This window comes from Chryseobacterium sp. MEBOG06, from assembly GCF_021869765.1.
In the GTDB taxonomy this organism is placed as follows: domain Bacteria; phylum Bacteroidota; class Bacteroidia; order Flavobacteriales; family Weeksellaceae; genus Chryseobacterium.
The window spans coordinates 3833185-3853509 of record NZ_CP084580.1; the positions used below are offsets into that span (position 1 = coordinate 3833185).

Consider the following 20325-nt stretch of genomic DNA (forward strand, 5'->3'; position numbering starts at 1 on the left):
AATGATTACTGCCCACTATGATTATATTTACTCAGCCATTTATATAATGTGGTCTTCGGAATTCTATATTCACTGATAATCTGGCTCCGTTTCATTGCTCCTGTATTCAACTGTTCTATCACGAATGCGATAAGTTCCTTTGTATAGATATTTTTTCTGAATGAAGGCAAAGCCGTAGGTTTTGATCTTGAGCTCGTCTCACCTCCTTCGGGAGGTGCATATAATACAAGATGCTGTGTATATAACCTGAAGAAGTCATAGCTCAACAGTTTGCTCCATTTGAGAAGAAGATCAGTCCGTATATGCTCTTCTTCATACATTTTTTTGATATCTTCTTCCTGGCATTTAAAGAAATTACAGATCCGTACAATATCAATCTCGCATTCTTTTACTCTCTCCTCAATTAAGTTTCCAATATTGATCGTCTTTAAATCTATATTCATTGCTTATCTCTTTATTAAATTTAGCAGCACTTCCTGTGTATATTCTTACTGATAAAAAATCTGTAATTTTTAAAAAGATGATGAACCCCAGCAGGATTAATGCTAACATTCCTATTACACACCTGAAATAAAATCGCTTACCGGCTTATTCCCTTTACTTTAAAAATTCTCTGGAGGCAGATAGACTGAGGAACCCTCCAAGAGAAAAAAAATAAACTCTATGAAATCATCACTGTGTTTGTGATTGTATTACTGGTGCAAATGTATAGGGGAATTTGTTACCTCACAAGAAAAAGGCTGTTACAATTCGCGAATAATGACAGCATAAATAACAATGTAAAATATTGAAAATCAAACAAATAAATAAAAATAAAATTCAACAAAATTATAACCTGAAAATTGGAGTTAAATTTCATTTTTCAATTAAAAACATCATTAAAAAAGCTTCAGCTTTCAATATCTCAGTACTTCTTTTTGAAGAATTTCCACCTTAAAAAGAAAGGCTGCTATGATCCGTCATTCATAGCAGCCAGAACACAAATGAAAAAAAACGAAATTAGAATATGCTCAACCAATACTCGTAAATTATTATTATGGACCTTTTTAAAATTTTTGTCCTGTCTTTCACCCTTAAAGTTTTTACTTCTAAGATTGAAGCTCTATACTCAATAATCTTTGGAGAGCGAAATCATTCGGAACCTCTCCAAAGAAGAAAAAAACTTATGAAATAAAAAAAATTATTTCAGTACTAAATCTATCATTAAGACCGGAGATATAAAAGACAATGTCTGTCATTATTCGCGAATAATGACAGCAGAATAATCTTTTAGCACAATTAATTTTCTCATAATATCCCTGATACTATTAAAAAGCCGATGACCAGATTGGGTATACAGAAAAAAAGGATTTTTATTTCGGATTTTTAAGCTCCTCCTTACCGCTATATCTACATAGAAAAAACCTGTCCAAAACAATTGAACAGGCACAAACAAGTACTATGAAAACAATAATGATTATGGTCAGACAGAAGCTCAATGGGTTTAATATTTCATATCCTTCAAAAAAACAGCAAACTCAGATGCTTCATAAAATAAGGAGATCACCATTACGATCCGCTTCATCACTCCTAAAAATTAAAAGTCTGCCCCGTCTCATCACTGATAACTTAATTGAGACAATATTACAAGGATACTTTCTGATAAACAACCCAACCTCTGTCACTATTCGCGAATATTAACAGAAAATAAAATACAAAAATCTCATTATCAGAATATTTAAAAAAAACATCCCCTGCAATTATATTCAAAATTAGTACAATATCTATTAACCTACCTGTTTTATTATTTTTAAAGTTCTAAAATCCCCGTTTTATCAATCATCGGGAAATAAATTTCAAAACAGAAGATTCTTATCAGAAGTTCAGATTAAAGAATAATGAAAACTGTAATGAATCAACTTAAAAGGAAAAAAGATCTGACTATTAACTGAAGAGAAAGGGATATAGGAATAATAAGCTTTTAAAAAATCTATGATCTTTTTCCCTCAGGTTACCCTATAAATAAGTTAAAGTGTTTAAAATAGCAATCTTCATGAAATTTATGGTCTTTAAAGTATAGAAAACCTGTAAAAGTTTAAACAGGCTCATCTTTAAACAATCACTTTTTTATGATCATTTAACAAATAAAAAACTTCTTTAGGAGCATTGTATTCCTAAAGAAGTTACCAAATAAAATAACAAGATGAAAAATCTATATTTTCAATATGCTAAACATATAGTGCATAAACCGTAGAACAATAGAAGGCCTGCTATAATTCGCGAATAATGACAGCAAAATAACCTGTTAAGTACTCAATAAAATGAATAAGTAAAAAAGGTAAAGAATGCAGGCCTGTTCCGCAGGTTGGGTTGCCGGATTTAATAGTGCTGTCTGATCCATTATATTCAGTACATGCAACATCAGAATTCCAACACGAACAAAAGCCGCTAACATAATTCCGGGGATCACAGCAGCAACTTCAAAATGAAAAAGGAATTTGCCGGCTCACAAAAATGCATTTGTCAGAATTCATTCTGGATTACCCGAAAAGCTTCTTCCAGAAGCCTTTTTTCTCTTTAAGTTCATCCTGTTTTGTCATGATATTTCCTTCATCATAAATATTAATATTCTTTTGATTTAAGCTTTTAAGCTCTTCAGCCCGCCGGGTCCTTTTCATGGCTGCCTCTACATAGAGAAATACACCCTCCTGATCACAGTTATACATATTGGAATAATAAAGGGAAGTATTGAATTCCATAGGATTAGGCTCTACAACATCCGCAGCCTCCAACAATCCCATTTTATTTTGTTTTGAAAATTCCAACGCTTTGATAAAGACCAGAATCCGCTCATCTGAATAGAATTCATTCAATTCTTCCCTGATATTGTCGTCTGTCTGATAATCATCAAGTAATTGATATACCTGATCCGCAGGAATAAAAACACCAGAGCTATAATTTTCTGTAATCTTATTTTTCACCGGGTTTTCAATTTCCTCACCCACTATTTCTTTCCAGCTTTTGGTGTATCTTTTAAAAAAGGAATTCTGATCAATCAAAAATGAAAAAGCAGAATCTCTTGTATAATAATAGGTTCTGAAGAATCCATGGATCAAAGAAATGTACCGTCCATGGCAGCTGTCAAAAAACTCATTCGATTTCACTTCTTTAGCCGTTAAAATAATATCTTCATATTTTTCCTTACAATAATCATCGATATTATACTCTACCGCTAATTTTTCAATAAGTGAAATATCATTCAACACATCGAAATACCATTTTTGTATTTCCTGCTCTTTAATCGGGTGGTAAGTTATATCAAATCCCATATTTTTAAGTTTTCGTATGGTTATTAAATAATAATGAGCGTGGGAAATTCCTTGCTATTAGAACAGTTCACCAAACCTCTAAAACATCAGTTGTTGATCAGAACAAAACTAGATCTAAATCAACAGAGTCACAAGAAAAAGGCTGTCTGTATTCGCGAATAATAACAGAAACACTGGTTTCAGACCCCTTTGAAGGTATTATTGATCGTATTTTCATGACCGCTGCCTGTTAAAATGATCACATCCTGGTGATTATTTCAAACTTTACCTGTCTATACAGTGAAAAAACTGAAATTTTCCACATCAAAAATCAAAAAAAAGAATATCTATCATTATGAATTGTCAGGAATCTTTAAAAATCAAATCATTAAGATTCTTTGCTCCATATAAATTCGGCATACAGCTTTTAATCTGGTTCATCTCCGGCTATTTGCTGAACCACCAGTTTTTCACTAACATCACCTTTATCCCTACTGAAAAAGAACCGAAATTAGTCATATGGCTAAGATCAGTTATCGCATATGCTTTCCCAAACCCTCTGGAGTACAGGGCAAAAATTTCCATCCGGTCTGAAATCACATATCCTCCTCCTGCATTCAAAACGTAGTCAAGATGTGTTGACTTATACTGTCTTGCCCCGTCCTTACCTGCATAATCCAATGTCCAGACTATATATTCAAGTTTTCCTCCTGCAAGCAGAAAAAATCTGCTTTTCTCAAAATTATGGTTTAAGTACTTTTTCAGATTAACTCCACCAGCGTACGTTATGAATTTCAAATCTTTATTATATGGATTTCTAACAGGTAATGAAGTTTCGAAAAAAGGCTGTAGATAGAGTTCCCCCGAGTCAAAGTAAAATATTTCTGAAAGGGCCACATCCACAGACAGACTTGCTGTATATTTATTGATCCATCTGCTGGTACCTTCTTCTTTATTGGAAAGTGAGCCTCCCGTATAGTTAAGGCCGAGATTCCATTTGACAAACTGCGACCGGCTGTCACTATTATCCTGCGCGGATATGTTTTCTGAAAATATCAGCATGGAGCTGAAAAATACAATTTTTTTCATCTTTTTGAATTTATGTTATCTATCTTTTTGAATTATTTTTCAGCAGGAAATGACCCTGCCGTTACAGCAGGTATTCTATAGGCTGACAGGACCTTTTTGATGATCAGTATTTTCAGTAGAAGAAAGCCAAAATCTATACTGTCAGGATCTTCTGCTTTTCAGAATTTGAATGGTATCATATTATCCCGACGGGATTCAAGAAAAGCTCTTTGAGACATGAATTATACTGACTGAGAAAATCCCAAAGAGCTAAACCAAATAATACTTAATACTTAAAGAATCCCAAAAATCAGTGGTACAAAAGTAGCTTCATACCTTGATTTTCACAAGAATAAGGTTGTTACTATTCGCGAATAGTAACAGCCCTGACAGAAATGAGAACAGGAAAATCCATTAATGGATACTGGTATAAAGCACTTTATAAAACAGGTCTTATACTTAATTAAGAATAACCTTGTAACAGCCATGAATGATATTTATTAGCAACCGTAACAAATCCATGGGTATTTGCTGTGGGAGATGCACTTTGAAATCCGGAACATAAAAAAAAGTCTGTCCCTATAAGGACAGACTCACAACACAAAAACACAAATATGAAATAGTATTAATCTCTATTCAGCATTAGATTCTCAATAAGCTGATGATAGATAAAGACAAGCTAAGCGGCCTAAAAGTACTTCATAATGTTTATTGAATCATGTATATAATTGATTTGGATTTGTGGGTGTAAAATTATTTCGTATCCAATACAATTCCAAAATATAGGCTGTTACTTTTCGCGAATATTAATAGTTAAAGCCTCTACATCGCAAGCCTGTCAAATCCACTAAAACGAGAATATTATAGCATTAATCAGCAGTCTCTGCCAATCATTTTGGAAAATCCTCAGGTTTTTCAGTCTGCTATTTATTTCCACTATGATTTCTCTTTTTAATTATAAAGCGGTTTAAACTATCTTATGTCCACCACAAGTTGTGAATGCAACAGCGTTAAAAACAGCAAATATCAGACACTTAATTGTTTTAAAATTATAATGTTAGATTTCTGCTGAATGACAAAGTGTGGGGATAATGGATTATATCTGTTCTTACTCTTTTACAGGGTTTTATTTAATCACAAAAGATTTTTAACACTTTAGTTATTTTTAAGTTTCATGTTTTGTGATAACAGGAACACCTCATTTTTTTTAAATCTTTGATTTTCTTCTCAATTTTACTTACTAAGCGGGAAGATAGTCCCCTTCTTAAGTCAGCTAAAGTGTTTAAAGATTGTATGAATTTCATTGTGTCTGAAGAATTCGAAACCTGTAAGAATTTAAATTGGCCTAATATTAAAAATATCTTTAGAATATAAAAACTTTCCGGAAAGTATAATACTTCCGGAAAAGTTACCCAACATAATATTAATATGAAAAAAGTTTAAAACTGATCATTGAAAAAAGATGACAATTTATAATGGAAGTTCTGAGCATATTATAAATCCAGAATTCCTAATAAAGTGTCGATGTACCTTTCTTACTTCTTAATCATTTTTTAGTTAAAATTCTCTGGGGAAAATAATTCCCCAAAGAATTTAACGAAGTAAAAAATATTTGAAAAAATCAAAAGTTTCTCATCATTTGTGTAGAGCAAAATTATACTTAAGTTTTTCAAAAAGCAACCAATAGTCTGTAAGTATTCGCGAATAATGACAGACAAAGTACGTCATCAACACGCCTGTAACACACTAAAAACAAACACAGTAACATACTTATTTAAAATTTTATTCTTATTACTTTTTCTATTACAATCATTGTTGATATAATCAAAAAAAGCTGTTAATATTCACGAAAAATAACAGATTAAAAAAACGAAAGGCAAAAAACTAATAGGGCTGCATAAGTTTAAAAAAGCGCCTGTTGTTCAGCAGCTTCATATTTTTCATGTCACTTTTGAATCTTTTACCAGCCTGTGCCACTTTATAAAAATTAAATAGATGTACTGAAAAACTTTATGGATATAAATTAATATTACCCTCAGTCTTAACTTTTAGACAGAGTCAAAAAAAGTTTTCAGTTGATATGCTCGTACTTCAAATAAAAAGCCTTCAACGGAGGGAACACAGGCAGACAGCTACAACAAAATAATGTATGTGTCTAAAATGTTTTGATATTAAAGAAAGAAGTCCTGGATCTGAATATAAAGACTCTATGTGCTACAAAAAAAACTGTTAGCCTTCACTATTGTTTTAAATAAATATTATTTATTAATTAACAGCAATAGCAAAATAGAATTTTCGTCCCAACACCCTCCACAACAATATATTTTAACTTCAGGAATTGCTTTATTTGTTTCAGAAAAATCAGACTTACTAGTTTCATCTAATGAGGAGGACTATTTTACTATGATCATTTCTATATTATTTAAAATTCCGGAAATGACCATTTCTCAGTTCATATTTGTCTGTCAGTATTCCAGAATAGTGACAGGCTTTTGATTGGAATTTAAAAGGGTTCCTCCTATTTTTGCGCCCTCCTATCTATAAAAAGACTTAAGGAAGTTTTTAACATCATAAACTTTTATTCCAGCATGAACATTATTGTTTTCATTTCTTTCAAGAAATTGAAGATCGAAAAAATAAGATAAATCAACCCGTCCATAATAAAAAGTTTTCAAATTCCCAGGACACGAAACAAAGTTTAATATATATAAAACACAAACATTATGAAAAAAAAAATCATTCCAATGATCTGTGCCATGACCTTGATCTCTGTGATCACAAAAGCACAAACCTGCTTACCTGCATTTGTTCCAGATCTTCCTCTGGTGCAAAGCCCACCTGCCGTTCAGTCCGAAATAGATCAGATTTATAACCGTGCTAAGGATACTATGCTGTCAGGCAGTGCCCCATCAGCCAATGCAGTCAATAGTGCCATTGCCAGCTATAATAACTTAAACATCAATATTTCAGGAACCGCCATAACCGGAAACCCGATCACAAGTTTCAATCAGGTAACTTTTATCAACACTTTTTCCGACTATCTGAAATTTAATCCCAATGACACCGCTATCAGAGAAAAGGTAAAAAACACCATCTGGTGGGTTTATCAAAATGTATGTAACAATACTCTTCCTCCTGACCTAGGGGGATACACTTTCAGGCATTTTGGGAGGAAGGCCGCCTTTTGTCTGGAATACCTTGATGATGCAGACAAGCAAAGATTTTTATATATTTTAGAAAAAAATACGGGAAACTGGAACGTATTGTGGAAACCTCAGCTGGCAGACGGTACTTTTGACAGTGATGTAATCTACACCTATCTGGATTTACTGATTCCTACTTTAAAAAGTTTTCCCACTCAGGATGAACAATACCGGTATTTACTGACTTTAAAAAGATACATTGCCCGCTACGTTTCTGAATATACAGACGGAACCAAGGACGGTGTAAAACCGGATGGCTGCGGATATCACCACTGGAATAATTATGAAGCCTATATGTATTCTTACAATACAGTAGTCGCTGCTATGAAAATTCTCGGTACCACAAGTTTTCAGATTGATGCTCCAGCTTATCTCGGTTTCAGAGATGCGGTATGGCATAAATTACTGATTGCAAGCGACAGTGATATGGTTCCTCTAGCGATGACAGGCAGGAGCGGCAATTGGGATGAAATCAATATTTCTAAAAACTCGGTAAAAGATTTAGCTATACTGGGAGGTCAGATTTTAGGACTGACAACAGCTGATCCTGTTTTGGCAGGAATATACAACAGGAAATATGGTACAGAGCCTTCTTTCAACTACTCAGCAGCAGCTCCTTTTGAAACTGGATTTTATCAAATGAATCACGCGAATGCTTCCGTTTTCAGAACCAAGAATACGGTGGTGATCAATAAGGGATTTAATAATCAGCTTTGGGGTTCTGAAATTTACCCTACTGTAAACCGATATGGAAGATATCAAAGCTACGGGGCTATGCCTATTGTATATCCGGGTGACAGAAATGCTAATGGCTTTAATAATACCAAATGGGATTGGAATTATAATCCGGGAGCCACCACAAAAGTACTGCCCTGGACAAAGCTTATCGCCGGATGGAAAAGAATTGATGAGGTGACAAGCAAGCGTTTTGCAGGTTCTTTGGAATTCAATTTAAAAAATAATGGAATTCTGAACAAGGTATACGGAACCTACGGTATTTTTGCAATGGATTTTCAGGAAAGGAAAAATTTGGGATGGAGCGGAGTTACAGCACCTGATACTCATGACCCTAGTTTTACTTTCAAAAAATCATCTTTCTTTTTTGATGATGTTATTATCTGCCTGGCTTCCGATATCAATAATACAGACAGTGAACATTCCACAGTGACTACATTGTATCAAAACTCTACGACCCCTGACCAGGTTATTGTGGACAGCAGCCCTTATACTTTAACAGGGACAACCTCCGGCTATTCTGCAGCCCAGGACCATTGGGTACTGGATAATTTTGGGACAGGATATTATATACATGCAGGAAGCGGAGATCTGAAAGTTCAGCGAAAAGATCAGCAGACCCCTTCTCATAATCAGACAGATCCCACCATCCTGAATCCGGCAGCTCAGGCGGCTATTGGATATATTGACCATGGAGCGGCTCCTTCCGGTTCCGGATATGAATATGCTGTGGTTCCCAATACTACTGCAGAAGATATGCAGTCATTGGCCACATCTTTTCAAGCCAGCGGTACAAAACCTTATCAGGTTCTGAATAAGACCGGAAATTCTCATATTATTAAACACAAAGCTACAGGAATCTACGGATTGGTTTTATTTCAGCCGGATTCTGCTGTTCCGGGAAATACCAATATCAAAGCTAATGATTTCCCCTGCTTAATCATGTATGAGCCCAATGCAGCCAATACAAAGATGAAATTAAGCTTATCGAATCCTGATCTCGGCTTACCCGGTGACCGGAGTTTTGAACCATTCCAGGTGAAAACAATACGTATAACACTAAAAGGTAACTGGAAGCTGACAGCACCCAATTCATCGGTCACCTTTATTTCATCAGATGGAAATAACAGTATCTATGATTTTAAAACCTATCAGGGACTCCCCATTGAAGTTTCTTTTAAAATGAATACACTTTCTTCTTTATCAGATAAAAAATATGATATAAAAACAAAATATACCCAAATATATCCGAATCCCGCAGAGGAAGTATTGAATATAAAAAACAATACTTCAAAGGAATGGAAAATAACGGATGCTCTCGGTAATGTCTTAAGATCAGAAAAAAATTCTAATCCTGCATTCAGTATTAATATATCCGGTCTGAAAAGCGGCCTCTATTTTTTCTCCAACAATGAAGGATTGAGTATTACATTTATTAAAAAATAGAGAATGTATAAGACTGATTGTATCCTACGATCTTTATTTTACAATTTTGCAGTTATTGACTAATGTAAACGGAGGTCTTGATCAGACCTCCGTTTATTTTTTTTAATTTTATTATATTTCTGTTGCGTATACATAGCTATCCTCCGAAAGTTATTATACAAAATAGTTGTTATAAAGCTTAATCTTTATTACCTCTTTTTTTTAGCTGTGCAATAAAGTCAGATGGTGAGATATTCATTTGTTTTTTAAATATATTGGCAAATCTACTATGGGAAGAATAGCCGCACAATTCTGCCAGATGGCTTATCTTATAATTCCGGTAAGCAGGTTCTGTGTAAAGCTGCTTTATGATATAACTGATCCTGTTCTGATTGATATAATCACTGAAATCAACGCCTCTGTATTTTCTTATAATATAGGACAGGTATTTTGTATTGGTATTGAGATGAGAGGCCATCGTAGGCCTTGAAATATTCTGATCCAGATATAATTGCTGCTGCTCAAAATTCTTCATCCGCTGTACGAGTTCTTCTTCTTTTTCTGTGCTTATATTCAGAGAAGAATCATCTTCTTCCATATTCCTGGCAATAAAGTTTTGCTCGGATGAAATGATCACAGGATCCGCATGTTCTTCTTCCTGGTTATTTAATTTGGTAATAATCTTTTCGAACTGAAGTCTGATTTTTTTTCTCTGCTGTTTATAATAAAAAAACAAGCCTATCACAAAAAGAGCCAGCAATACGGATACAAAAATCAGGATATTCATGTATCCTTCGAACTTATTTTTCTTTGCAAATTCTTCTTTAAAATCCTGATCGGCAAGCGTCACAAGTTCATCTCTTTTGATAAGATCAATAGAGTCTTTGATCTGATTTATTTCAAGTAATCCTTCATAGTCATGTACTATCCTATAATATTTTCTAAGATCATTGATAGTCAGATCTGTTATTTCTTTGTTACTATTGGCTAGTGCTATTTCTTTTGCTTTTAGCAAATAGATTTTTGCTTCATCATAACGTTTCTGTTTTAATGCCAGATTTCCCAATCCCCTGTACAGTGTAGCACTTTCATTGTAATAAGATTTAATAGTCGATTTTTTTAAGTTTTCTTCAGCTTTATGGAAGGTATAATGGGCAGATTCCAGGTTGTTTTTCTGAACATATACTTCACCCAGCTTAAGCTGGGATCTTCCCAAAAGATAATTTCTTATATCATTCTCAGGGATGGTTGTCAGATACTTCTGATTATTCTTAATACTTTTTATAAAACCTATTGTATCCTTATCTGCAATTTTCTGTAATGCTTCTGTTTCAAGCATCATTGCATAGATATATTTACTCTCCGGTGAGCCTGATAAGGATTTACTGGCAGCTATAGCCCTGTCTATAAACTGTCTGCTCGCATCTATAAGGTTCAGTTTTAAATATTCTGCAGCAAGACGCTCGTTGGCAAGTGTTTCCCAATCCGGAAGGTCTGCCTTTTTTCCCATGGAATCTACTTTTTTCCAATACAGAATAGACTTACTGGCACTCAGCTTTCGCGAGTAGGCAGAGGCAATGACAACAAGTGATTTAATCTTTTGAGTCTCGGTCTCTGATTTTTTATACAGGGAGTCACCAGTTTTAAGCATACGATCCACCTGTTCTTCTCTGAAAGACTTAAAATAGGCCGCGTTAAATTTTTGATCTTCCTTAGTCTGAGATTTTACTGGTAGACTGAAAAGTAAAATAAAAATAAATAAGTATAGAGATTTAATAACCATAATTTTTTTTCAACAAGTTTTAGTTTAAAAGTAAATATATAAGGCAACCAATTACATCAAAAATATTACCAAAAAAGCATTTCAATCTGTACCTTATTAAAGAGTGTTCTTTGTAACAAATTTAAGTTTTTTTAGCACTTCTCTGATCTTTTTATTTGATACTGGAAAAAAGACTTTTTATTTTATCATAAATGCACGAAAAACCCTGGTCTGTGAACTTTTTACTAAAAAACTTTTCTAATCCTCTCTTCCATAATTAAAGTGTATAATAGTCCTGAAGGTTTCCCTGATCATTATACCCATATACTTCCTGAGTGGTTGGCACCACTGAAAAACACGAATAGATAAGAATTCCTTTTTCATTGTACTCATTCTCTCCTCCGATATGACTACCATCTTTATATTCTATTTCTGCCTGAACAATTCCATTCGGGTACTTGTGAAAAAATCACATATCCTGTATAGAGCACTCCTTTATACAAGACGAGGCTGCTTCTAATGCCAAACTCCACATCTTCAATCCTTTGCCTGGAGGATTCTTTTAATTCCATTTTAGTATTATTTGATCAGCAGTGGGAATTAGCGGTCATATATTTCCTAACTGAATTTATAGGCTTCAGCTGTTCAGCCAGTTTAAGCATTCAGAAATTTGTATTTTACTGATAAATATTTCAGTATTCACCTCAGGTTCAGGCGAAAGTCTGAGCTCTACTTTCTGACTGGAATGTTTGATAATTTCTGAAACGGCTTCTTTATTAATGATAAACTTACGGTTTATTTTAAAGAAAATATCAGGATTCAACTTCTGAATAATATCTTTGATGGTATCGTCGTAAATATAGGTCTGATGATCTTTTGTAGTAAGGAAAAGATATTTCCCCGATGCAAAAAAATAAGCGGTATTATGCTCGTCTATTGATTTAAGCTTATTCCCTTCTCTCACCATAAAACGCTTCATCATCTCATCTTCTGTCTGACGTAATGAAGAAATGGACCTAAGCACAGGCTCAGGGTCAAAATTGTTTCTTATGGAGATGAATTTATGCAAAGCTTTATGCAGATCTTCCTCCTCGAAAGGTTTCAGAAGATAATCGATTGTAAAATGTCTGAAGACTCTCATAGCATATTCATCAAATGCGGTAATGAAAATAATAGGGGTAAAAAGCTCTACATGTTCGAAAATTTCCAGACTCATCCCGTCACCAAGATGAATATCCATAAAGATAAGATCAACAGAATCTGTCTCAAAAAAATCAATTGCCTGTTTTTTGGAACGAAGAATAACAGTCTCTGTAACAGGGACTATGCTCTGTGTATCCAAAAGATTTTTCAGATAATTCACAGCTAGCAGTTCATCTTCTATAATGGCAATTTTCATAACGGTGCAAAAGTACAAAAAAACCGCTAAAACAATTAAGTTCAAGCGGTTTCCTCTGTATTGAATTTGATATGAAGTTCTATAGATTGGGGTTATTCTTCTTCGCACTCATCGGATATTCAATGGTATATCTCGGATCATTTTGCTGAAGAATATATTCTTTGCCACTTATTGTATGGCTTATTTTTTTCTGATTTGCTCTTCTTAAGTCAAACCATCTTTGGCCTTCCAAAGCAAATTCTCTGAATCTTTCATCTAGGATAAAGTTCATGAATGCTGTAGAATCCATTGAAGACACTGTATTTTGTACTGAAGTATACCCGTCAGGAGTATATCTGTTTTTCAATACTTTCAGAAGTGTTTCTTTAGCCTCGCTAAGTTTATTTAACTTTAATAATGCTTCAGATTTTATAAAATACTGCTCTGCTGTTCTGAAAGACACTTTGAATTCTAAGCTTCCTCCTTTAATGACTTTATACTTACTTCCATTTTTTTCAAAATACATGCCAAACCTTTTATCTGCAGTAGTATTGTATGAAGAAATCAATTCCGGAGATGCAAAAGATAAGTTCTTTATAGAGTTATCCCAGGTATTGTCCAACGCCATGATAGATTCCGGAGAAGCATAGTGGTTAGGCGGAGTACTTGCTGTATTCAAATTACTCAAATCTCCTTTTACCGCTAATACCTGATCTGCATAGTTTACAGCTTTGTTCCAGTCTCCTTCATATAGAGCTGTTCTTGCTTCAAAAGCCAGCAATGCTGTCTTTGAAAATCTGTAGCTTACTCCTAATGCCTGCTTCTGCTCTACCATCAGATCTTCTGCTTTTTTAAGGTCTGAATGCAACTGATTGTATACTTCCTGCACGGAAGATGGCTTCAATACCTCCTCAAGATCAATTTCAAGATTGATCGGAACACCTCTGTCTGTAGAAGCTGTAGTACTGTTGTACGGTTTCCCATATAAATTCACCATATCAAAATACAAATAAGCACGAAGAGCATATGCTTCTGCTAGAATCTGATTCCTTTCTGGAGAATCCTGCATTGTTTTACTTCCTTCGTTGATGATCTGATTCAGATAGAAGTTCACGTTATAAAAGCTTAACCAAGGAAGCTCCGCAGAGGTAGAATCATAGTTCGAATCCCTCCACATCGCAATTTCACGATAAGAAATAAAATCTACTCCATTGTCATCAATATTTGTCTCATCGGTACGAAGGGCTATCAGCGATTTGTGAACAGGATATTTTGAATAGGCTGATGTAAGTACTTTTCGGTAATCTTCAACGGTGGTAGGAATAACCTTTCCTTCTGGCTGAATATCTAAAAACCTGTCACATCCGATACTGATAAAGCTGATTGCGGCAAGCGCTATGATTGTTGTAATTTTTCTCATTTTTCTCAAGTTTTAAAAAGAAACATTAAATCCTACGGTCACCGACTTGGTGATAGGCTGTGCATAAATATTACCATACGTTTCCGGATCAAAATATCCTTTATATCCATTACTGAATACAAAAAGGTTACGCCCTTCAACACTCAGTCTCAAACTACTGATCCCCATAGGATTTGTAAACTCTTTAGGAAGCGTATACCCTAAACGGATACTGCTGATTCTAATATAGCTGATCTCTTTTGCCCATACATCAAGCAGATTGTATGCGCTTGAGCGGTTTCCGGCAAACCATTTGTTCGCCATCCATCCGTCCGGATTAGCGTCCATATCAGGACTTGTAATGCCCGGAAGCGAACCTCCTGCTTCATAGATATCTCTTGTGTAATTTCTTCCTCTATCCAGATCCATACCTCGGTAAGAAGGTGTTCTCATTACCGTCTGCTTCAGATTGAATGTTGCAGAGATGGTAAGATCAAAATCACTTACCTTAAATGTGTTGATAATACCTCCGGTAAATTTCGGATCTCTATCTCCTACATAGGTAAACAGGCTTCTCAGCTCAGCGTTTGAAAGTTTCGTGTCCACAAGCTGTCCCGGAAGGAAATCTGCATACACATCATATAATTTAAAGAATTCTGCTGCTGAAATCTTTTGATCCCCTTTCCAAAACAATGGATTTCCGTGTTCATCCATTCCTGCCGTTTTCAAAGCAAAAACTGCATTTACAGGCAGACCTTCTCTTGAAGGAAGGAAAGCATTTTCACGAGGCTGCTCACTCAACACTCTACTCTTGTTGTGTGCAAAGTTGATCGTAGTAGTCCATTTGAAATTATCATGATTGATGTTTCTGGTAGATATTGCCAATTCAAAACCTTTGTTGGTCAAGCTTCCCCAGTTCATCATCGTGTATTCAAACCCTGTTTCAAGAGGAGTTTCTCTCATACTGATCATATCTGTTCCTTTTCTGCTGTAAACATCAGCGGTAAGGCTAACACGGTTATTGAACAATCCTAAATCAAGCCCAACGTTAGTGTTGGTGGTTTTTTCCCATCTCAATTTATCATTCGGCGGGCTGATAACATTGATGACACCTTCTTTCATTCCCGGAAGAATCGTTGCATCATTGTATTCACCAATAAAGAATGGCGATGTATTTCTGTCGATATTCCCCTGAAGACCATAAGATGCTCTCAATCTAAGGTTAGATACCGCAGAAACGTTTTTCATGAAGTCTTCCTTCGTCACCAGCCATGATCCTGAAACGGCCCATATTGGAAGGTATTTATATTTTTTATTCACACCAAAAAGGTTAGTTCCGTCATATCTTACACTTCCGAAAAATGTATATTTCTGATCGTAGGTGTAAGATGCCGTAGCAAACATAGAAGCATAGGCATTCTCTATAGGAGCTGCCTCACGGTATGTTTCATATCTTTTATCTGCCGCAAAACCTGAATTCGGGAAAACAATTGCCGTAGCTGTTCTGGTCTTCGGATCATACCCAAAAGCTCTTGTAATGGTCGTATTATCCTCTGTTTTACGGATTTCCGTTCCTGCCATCAAATCAATTTCATGTTTTGAATTGATTTTCGTGCTGTACGCCGCCTGCAATTTCCAGTTGTACTGGAAGAAATCGTTATCCCAGTTTTGTTTTACAGCACCAGCTGGTAGAAAGTAATTGTATTTACCGTCTTTGTAATAACGGGTACTTTCTCTCATTTTTCTGGTGAAGTAGGTATTCTCTGCAGCAAATTTCTCTGTTTTGTTGGTATCATACTGAAGACCTAACTGAGAGGTAAATCTTAAACTTTTGGAAGCTTTATATTCTAAATCTAAAATCGCTTTCAAAGAGTTATTTTTCAGTGAATAGTTTGTATTCTCTCTTTCTTCAAGAAAATTAAAAGGAACATAACGATCTGCATAACCATCCATATCTTTATCATAGTTGTAGCTTCCGTCTGCATTGAAAGGTTTCAGATAAGGATTGGCATTTCTTGAGTAATTAACAGGGTTTATTGAAGCATCGGCGTCTGTTACAAATGATTCACGTTCGCTTTGCGTTCCGAAAATAGAGATTCCTGCATTTAACTTATCGCTTAATTTATAATTATTTTTTAAAGTCAGGTTGTAACGCTTAAAACCTGTACCGATAGTTGTTCCTTCTTCATCATAGTATCCCAGAGAGAAATAGTAATCTGCACGATCACTTCCTCCGGAAACACTTAATCCATATTGTTTGTTGATCGCGTTTCTGTACAACAGTTTACCCCAATCTGTATTACCGTTTCTTAAGCCATTAATCTGCTGGCGTGTGAAAGGATTCAATGCGTCTAATCCTCCGGTTCTAAAGGCATCAAGCTGATTATTTTTAGTCAAAATTCTCATCACCTCTCCTTTATCATCACGATAGGTAAGATCGGCACGTTTTGCAAGCATTAATTCCAGATCTACTTTTTCAGAAGCATTCAAAAGATTCAGTTTATTGAAATCCGGACGGGATGTAATAAAGGTATCCGCTGAAAAGTTCACTTTCATGGTTCCTTTTTTCCCTTTTTTAGTGGTAATGGAAATTACCCCATTGGCAGCTCTGGCTCCATAAATTGCGGTAGCAGCAGCATCTTTTAAAATGGTGATATCTTCAATATCATTGGGGTTCAGTCCTGCAATAGAGAAGTTCTGAAGCTGGTCAATATTATCTTTATCGGTAAAGTTAGGCACATCATTTCCTTCCAACGGAAGACCGTCAATTACCCATAGCGGATCCTGCGGACCGGAAAGAGAAGCTGTTCCCCTGATTCTGATCTTCGCAGGACTTCCCGGAGCTCCTGTTTCCGGAGTAACGGCTACCCCGGCAATCTGTCCGGATAACATCTGGTCTATACTTGCTACCCCTGCCTGGTTGATATTATCCATCTTCACTGTAGAAACAGCTGAGGTTTGCTTGCGTTTTTCAATTTTCTGATATCCGGTAATGATTACTTCCTGTATTTTATTCTTGTCAGAAACTTCAGGAATCAGTCTTATTGTATAATTGGTCTGCCCGTCATTGATCTGAATGGTTCTTGATTCATATCCCGGATAGCTTACTGATACAGACTTAATATCTGCAGGAAGCTCCAGAGTAAATTTTCCGTCCTTATCGGTCACTGTACCTACTGATACACTTTCAATAACTCCTTCCAAATCGGTTTTTGTAGAAACAGACTGTGTTTCTATTTTTATAGATGCACCAGAAATAGTATGAGAAGTATTTCCATCTTCTATTTTTCCGGTGATTGTTTTCTTTTGCTGGGCTAGCGCTATATTGGCAGCCAAAAGAGGTAAAAGTATTAGAGTTTTTTTCATAGCCGATTATTTATTTAAAGCCTCTTCAATGCGAATAATTAAGTCTGTGTAATGAGCTCTGGAAGCATCATCTCCTTTATATCTGGTCCTGTTCAGAAGATCCAGTACCTTCTGTAGCTCTGCTCTTTTGTAAGTAGTCACTTCAGATACCCTTTTCATGGATGAATAGTTAATATTCCTAAGTTCTTTATCATCTCCGTGGAAATTACAGATGAGCGGCATATTCAGGGTATTATCTACCTTTAATCCTTTCACTGCTGTTTTTTCAAACAATTTGTTCACAGAAACGATAAGAGCATCCACATAGTTCTTTTGCGTCATTCTTTCAAGAATAGTAAGGGTTCCTTTCTTATTGAAAATAGCCCCTCTTAGCTGATCAAAAAGGTTCTCTACCGTATAGATTTCTTCCTTTGAACCTGAAACCTCATTTTTCAATTCATTTTCAAGCAACCTAAGCAGTCTGTCATCCATAAGCAGGGAGTAGATGTTCCCATACTGCATTCCTCTTGCTAAAGTATACGGAGTCTGTTCAAAAGGTCCCATCGGTGAATTTTTCACAGGATAGGTCTTTTCTGAAATCGGGTTAAAGAACAACCATTCCGGAAGGTTGATAGAATTTTTAATCAGGTAATCAACTGCTCTCTTCTGAGTTTCAGCAGGAACTGCTTCATACGCTTTTTTCTTATTTCCGAAATTGGTATTGTTCAGATAAATCCCTCCTACATTAGCCATCACATGACCTGTATACAAGTCCCACTGACCGATCACTCCTAAATAAAGCTTCCCTGCATCTGTATAATCTTTACCGTCTTCATAGGTCCATTGTAAAAGATTATTGATGACAATTTTCAGATTTTTCAGCCCGTATTCGCTGGCTTTCATAGCATCATCCCCAAGATCTTCGGATTGTGAACGCGGATCAATAGTTTCTAAATAACTTTGCTGCTCACCATAGAAATATAAAGGATCATCCTGATGTTTTTCTATTAAATTTCTAAGCGCTTTTTTCTCAGAGAATTCATCCGGATACCATCTGTACCCCCATTCTATAGCATATTTATCATAAATTCCGATCTTCGGAGTGATTGCGGTAACTCCATCTTCCGGCTGAGCTACGTAATTGTAACGCGCATAGTCCATAATAGAAGGAGCTGTTCCCCCCATTTTATCGGTAAATTCTTTCGAACGAAGTGATTCTACAGGAAATGCAAAAGAAGATCCCATATTGTGCTTCAATCCGAAAGTATGTCCTACCTCATGAGATGAAACGAACCGGATCGCCTCTCCCATATATTCATCGCTGAATTTGTTTCCTCTGGCTCTAGGATCGATAGGTCCTATCTGAATTCTCATCCATTCCTGAAGAGAAGTCATTACATTATGCCACCAGATAATATCAGCTTCAATAATCTCACCGCTTCTGGGATCTACTACTGAAGGCCCCATTGCATTTGATTTAGGAGAAGCAGCATAGGTGATCACAGAATATCTTACATCATCAATATCAAAATCCTCATCTTTCTCATCCGGCATTTTTGCAATAACCGCATTTTTAAAACCTGCCTGTTCGAAAGCAGCCTGCCAGTCATACACTCCTGCGATGATCTTTTCACGCCATTGTTTTGGAGTAGCAGGGTCTATATAATAAACGATCTGTTTCTTCGGCTCTACCAGCTCCCCTCTCAGATATTTTTCTTTGTCTTCGTCTTTCGGCTCCAGATTCCATCTGGTAATGAAGAATTTCTCATCCATCTTCTGCTGACGGTCATTGAACGCCCAGTGCTTTTCACTGAAAAACCCTACTCTCTGATCAGAGATTCTTGGTTTCATAGGTACTTTGGAAAGCAGTACAAGATTGGTAGTTACTCCAAGGGTTACAGGAAGATCTACTCCACCTTCATTCACAGAAGTAGTCAGTTGAGATTTGACAACAATATTTTTAGGAAAGGTCTTCACTCCTTCAACATAGGAAAGGCTTGACTTCACAGATCCTCCCAGACCTACATTGGCAAGAACATCATTAAAGCTTTTCTGATTTCCATCAAATACTTTGTTTACTTTAATTGCGACTGCTGTAGAGTCACTGTTCTGCGCTTCAATATCAAAAACCTCAATTACAGATTCTGAAAAGTTATCTTTTACAGATTTTGTAATGGCATCATTTTTAGGAGATGATACTTTTACATCCGAAGTTTTCACCCAAACTTTTTTGGCTACGTTATCACGGTGAAAAGAAATGATCTTATTCTCATAGTTCATCCCTTTGTTCAAACCAGCCTCATTTACCTGCATCGGTACCTGAGAAAGTTTATTAACCACCAAAAACTGGCGTCCCATCAAGCTGTCCGGAATTTCAAAATAAACATCTGTTTTCACCTGAATCGTATTAAAAAGTCCTTTTTTATAAGTTCCTTTTTTGATCAGGTCTTCAATTTTTTTTGTTTTCTTTGATGATGATGATGCTTCAGTCTTATCAGCTTTGTCTTTATTAACTTTTACTGTATCTTTTTTCTGAGCCATTACTGCAGGTGAAGCTATAGCCAGTCCTAAATACAGTGCAAGTCTGTAATTCTTCATTAAAATAGTCCGATTCATTCCAAATAGTAAATATCTTAGTTTCAGCCAGCAAAGCTATAGGTATAGTGAATTATTATATAATATTAGGGAGTGAGAGGTTGATTTTCGGGAGTGAATGGATTTTT

9 protein-coding genes are annotated in these 20325 nt (G+C 35.6%); 1 reads left to right on the top strand and 8 read right to left on the bottom strand.

Annotated elements, in window-relative coordinates; translation table 11 throughout:
- Positions 1-5 precede the first annotated feature (5 nt).
- The 3 genes from LF887_RS17580 to LF887_RS17590 form a co-directional block, all read right to left on the bottom strand.
- Positions 6-443, bottom strand: coding sequence for a transposase (locus LF887_RS17580; RefSeq protein WP_317207776.1), 438 nt, complete (start codon positions 441-443; stop codon positions 6-8).
- A 2076-nt stretch (positions 444-2519) separates the two neighbouring features.
- A complete protein-coding gene (locus LF887_RS17585; protein WP_236855552.1) occupies positions 2520-3308 on the bottom strand; it encodes a hypothetical protein in 789 nt (262 codons plus the stop codon).
- Between the two features lie 426 nt (positions 3309-3734).
- Entirely contained in the window at positions 3735-4376 is a 642-nt protein-coding gene (locus tag LF887_RS17590; RefSeq protein ID WP_236855553.1) for a hypothetical protein, read from the bottom strand.
- 2702 nt (positions 4377-7078) lie between these two features.
- Between LF887_RS17590 and LF887_RS17595 the strand changes: the two genes are divergently transcribed.
- A complete protein-coding gene (locus tag LF887_RS17595; protein WP_236855554.1) occupies positions 7079-9739 on the top strand; it encodes a polysaccharide lyase family 8 super-sandwich domain-containing protein in 2661 nt (886 codons plus the stop codon).
- A 178-nt stretch (positions 9740-9917) separates the two neighbouring features.
- Here the strand turns inward: LF887_RS17595 and LF887_RS17600 are convergent, their stop codons facing one another.
- The 5 genes from LF887_RS17600 to LF887_RS17620 form a co-directional block, all read right to left on the bottom strand.
- Complete coding sequence (locus tag LF887_RS17600; RefSeq protein WP_236855555.1) at positions 9918-11501, bottom strand: helix-turn-helix domain-containing protein; 1584 nt, start codon at positions 11499-11501, stop codon at positions 9918-9920.
- A gap of 616 nt (positions 11502-12117) precedes the next feature.
- Positions 12118-12879, bottom strand: a complete 762-nt coding sequence (locus LF887_RS17605; protein ID WP_236855556.1) for a LytR/AlgR family response regulator transcription factor — start codon at positions 12877-12879, stop codon at positions 12118-12120.
- A 79-nt stretch (positions 12880-12958) separates the two neighbouring features.
- The gene (locus LF887_RS17610) at positions 12959-14278 is read right to left on the bottom strand and encodes a RagB/SusD family nutrient uptake outer membrane protein (protein ID WP_236855557.1); all 1320 of its coding nucleotides are present in this window, start codon (positions 14276-14278) and stop codon (positions 12959-12961) included.
- A 12-nt stretch (positions 14279-14290) separates the two neighbouring features.
- Entirely contained in the window at positions 14291-17623 is a 3333-nt protein-coding gene (locus LF887_RS17615; protein ID WP_236855558.1) for a SusC/RagA family TonB-linked outer membrane protein, read from the bottom strand.
- Positions 17624-17629: 6 nt separating this feature from the next.
- Complete coding sequence (locus LF887_RS17620) at positions 17630-20218, bottom strand: zinc-dependent metalloprotease (protein ID WP_410680254.1); 2589 nt, start codon at positions 20216-20218, stop codon at positions 17630-17632.
- Between the last annotated feature and the right edge of the window lie 107 nt (positions 20219-20325).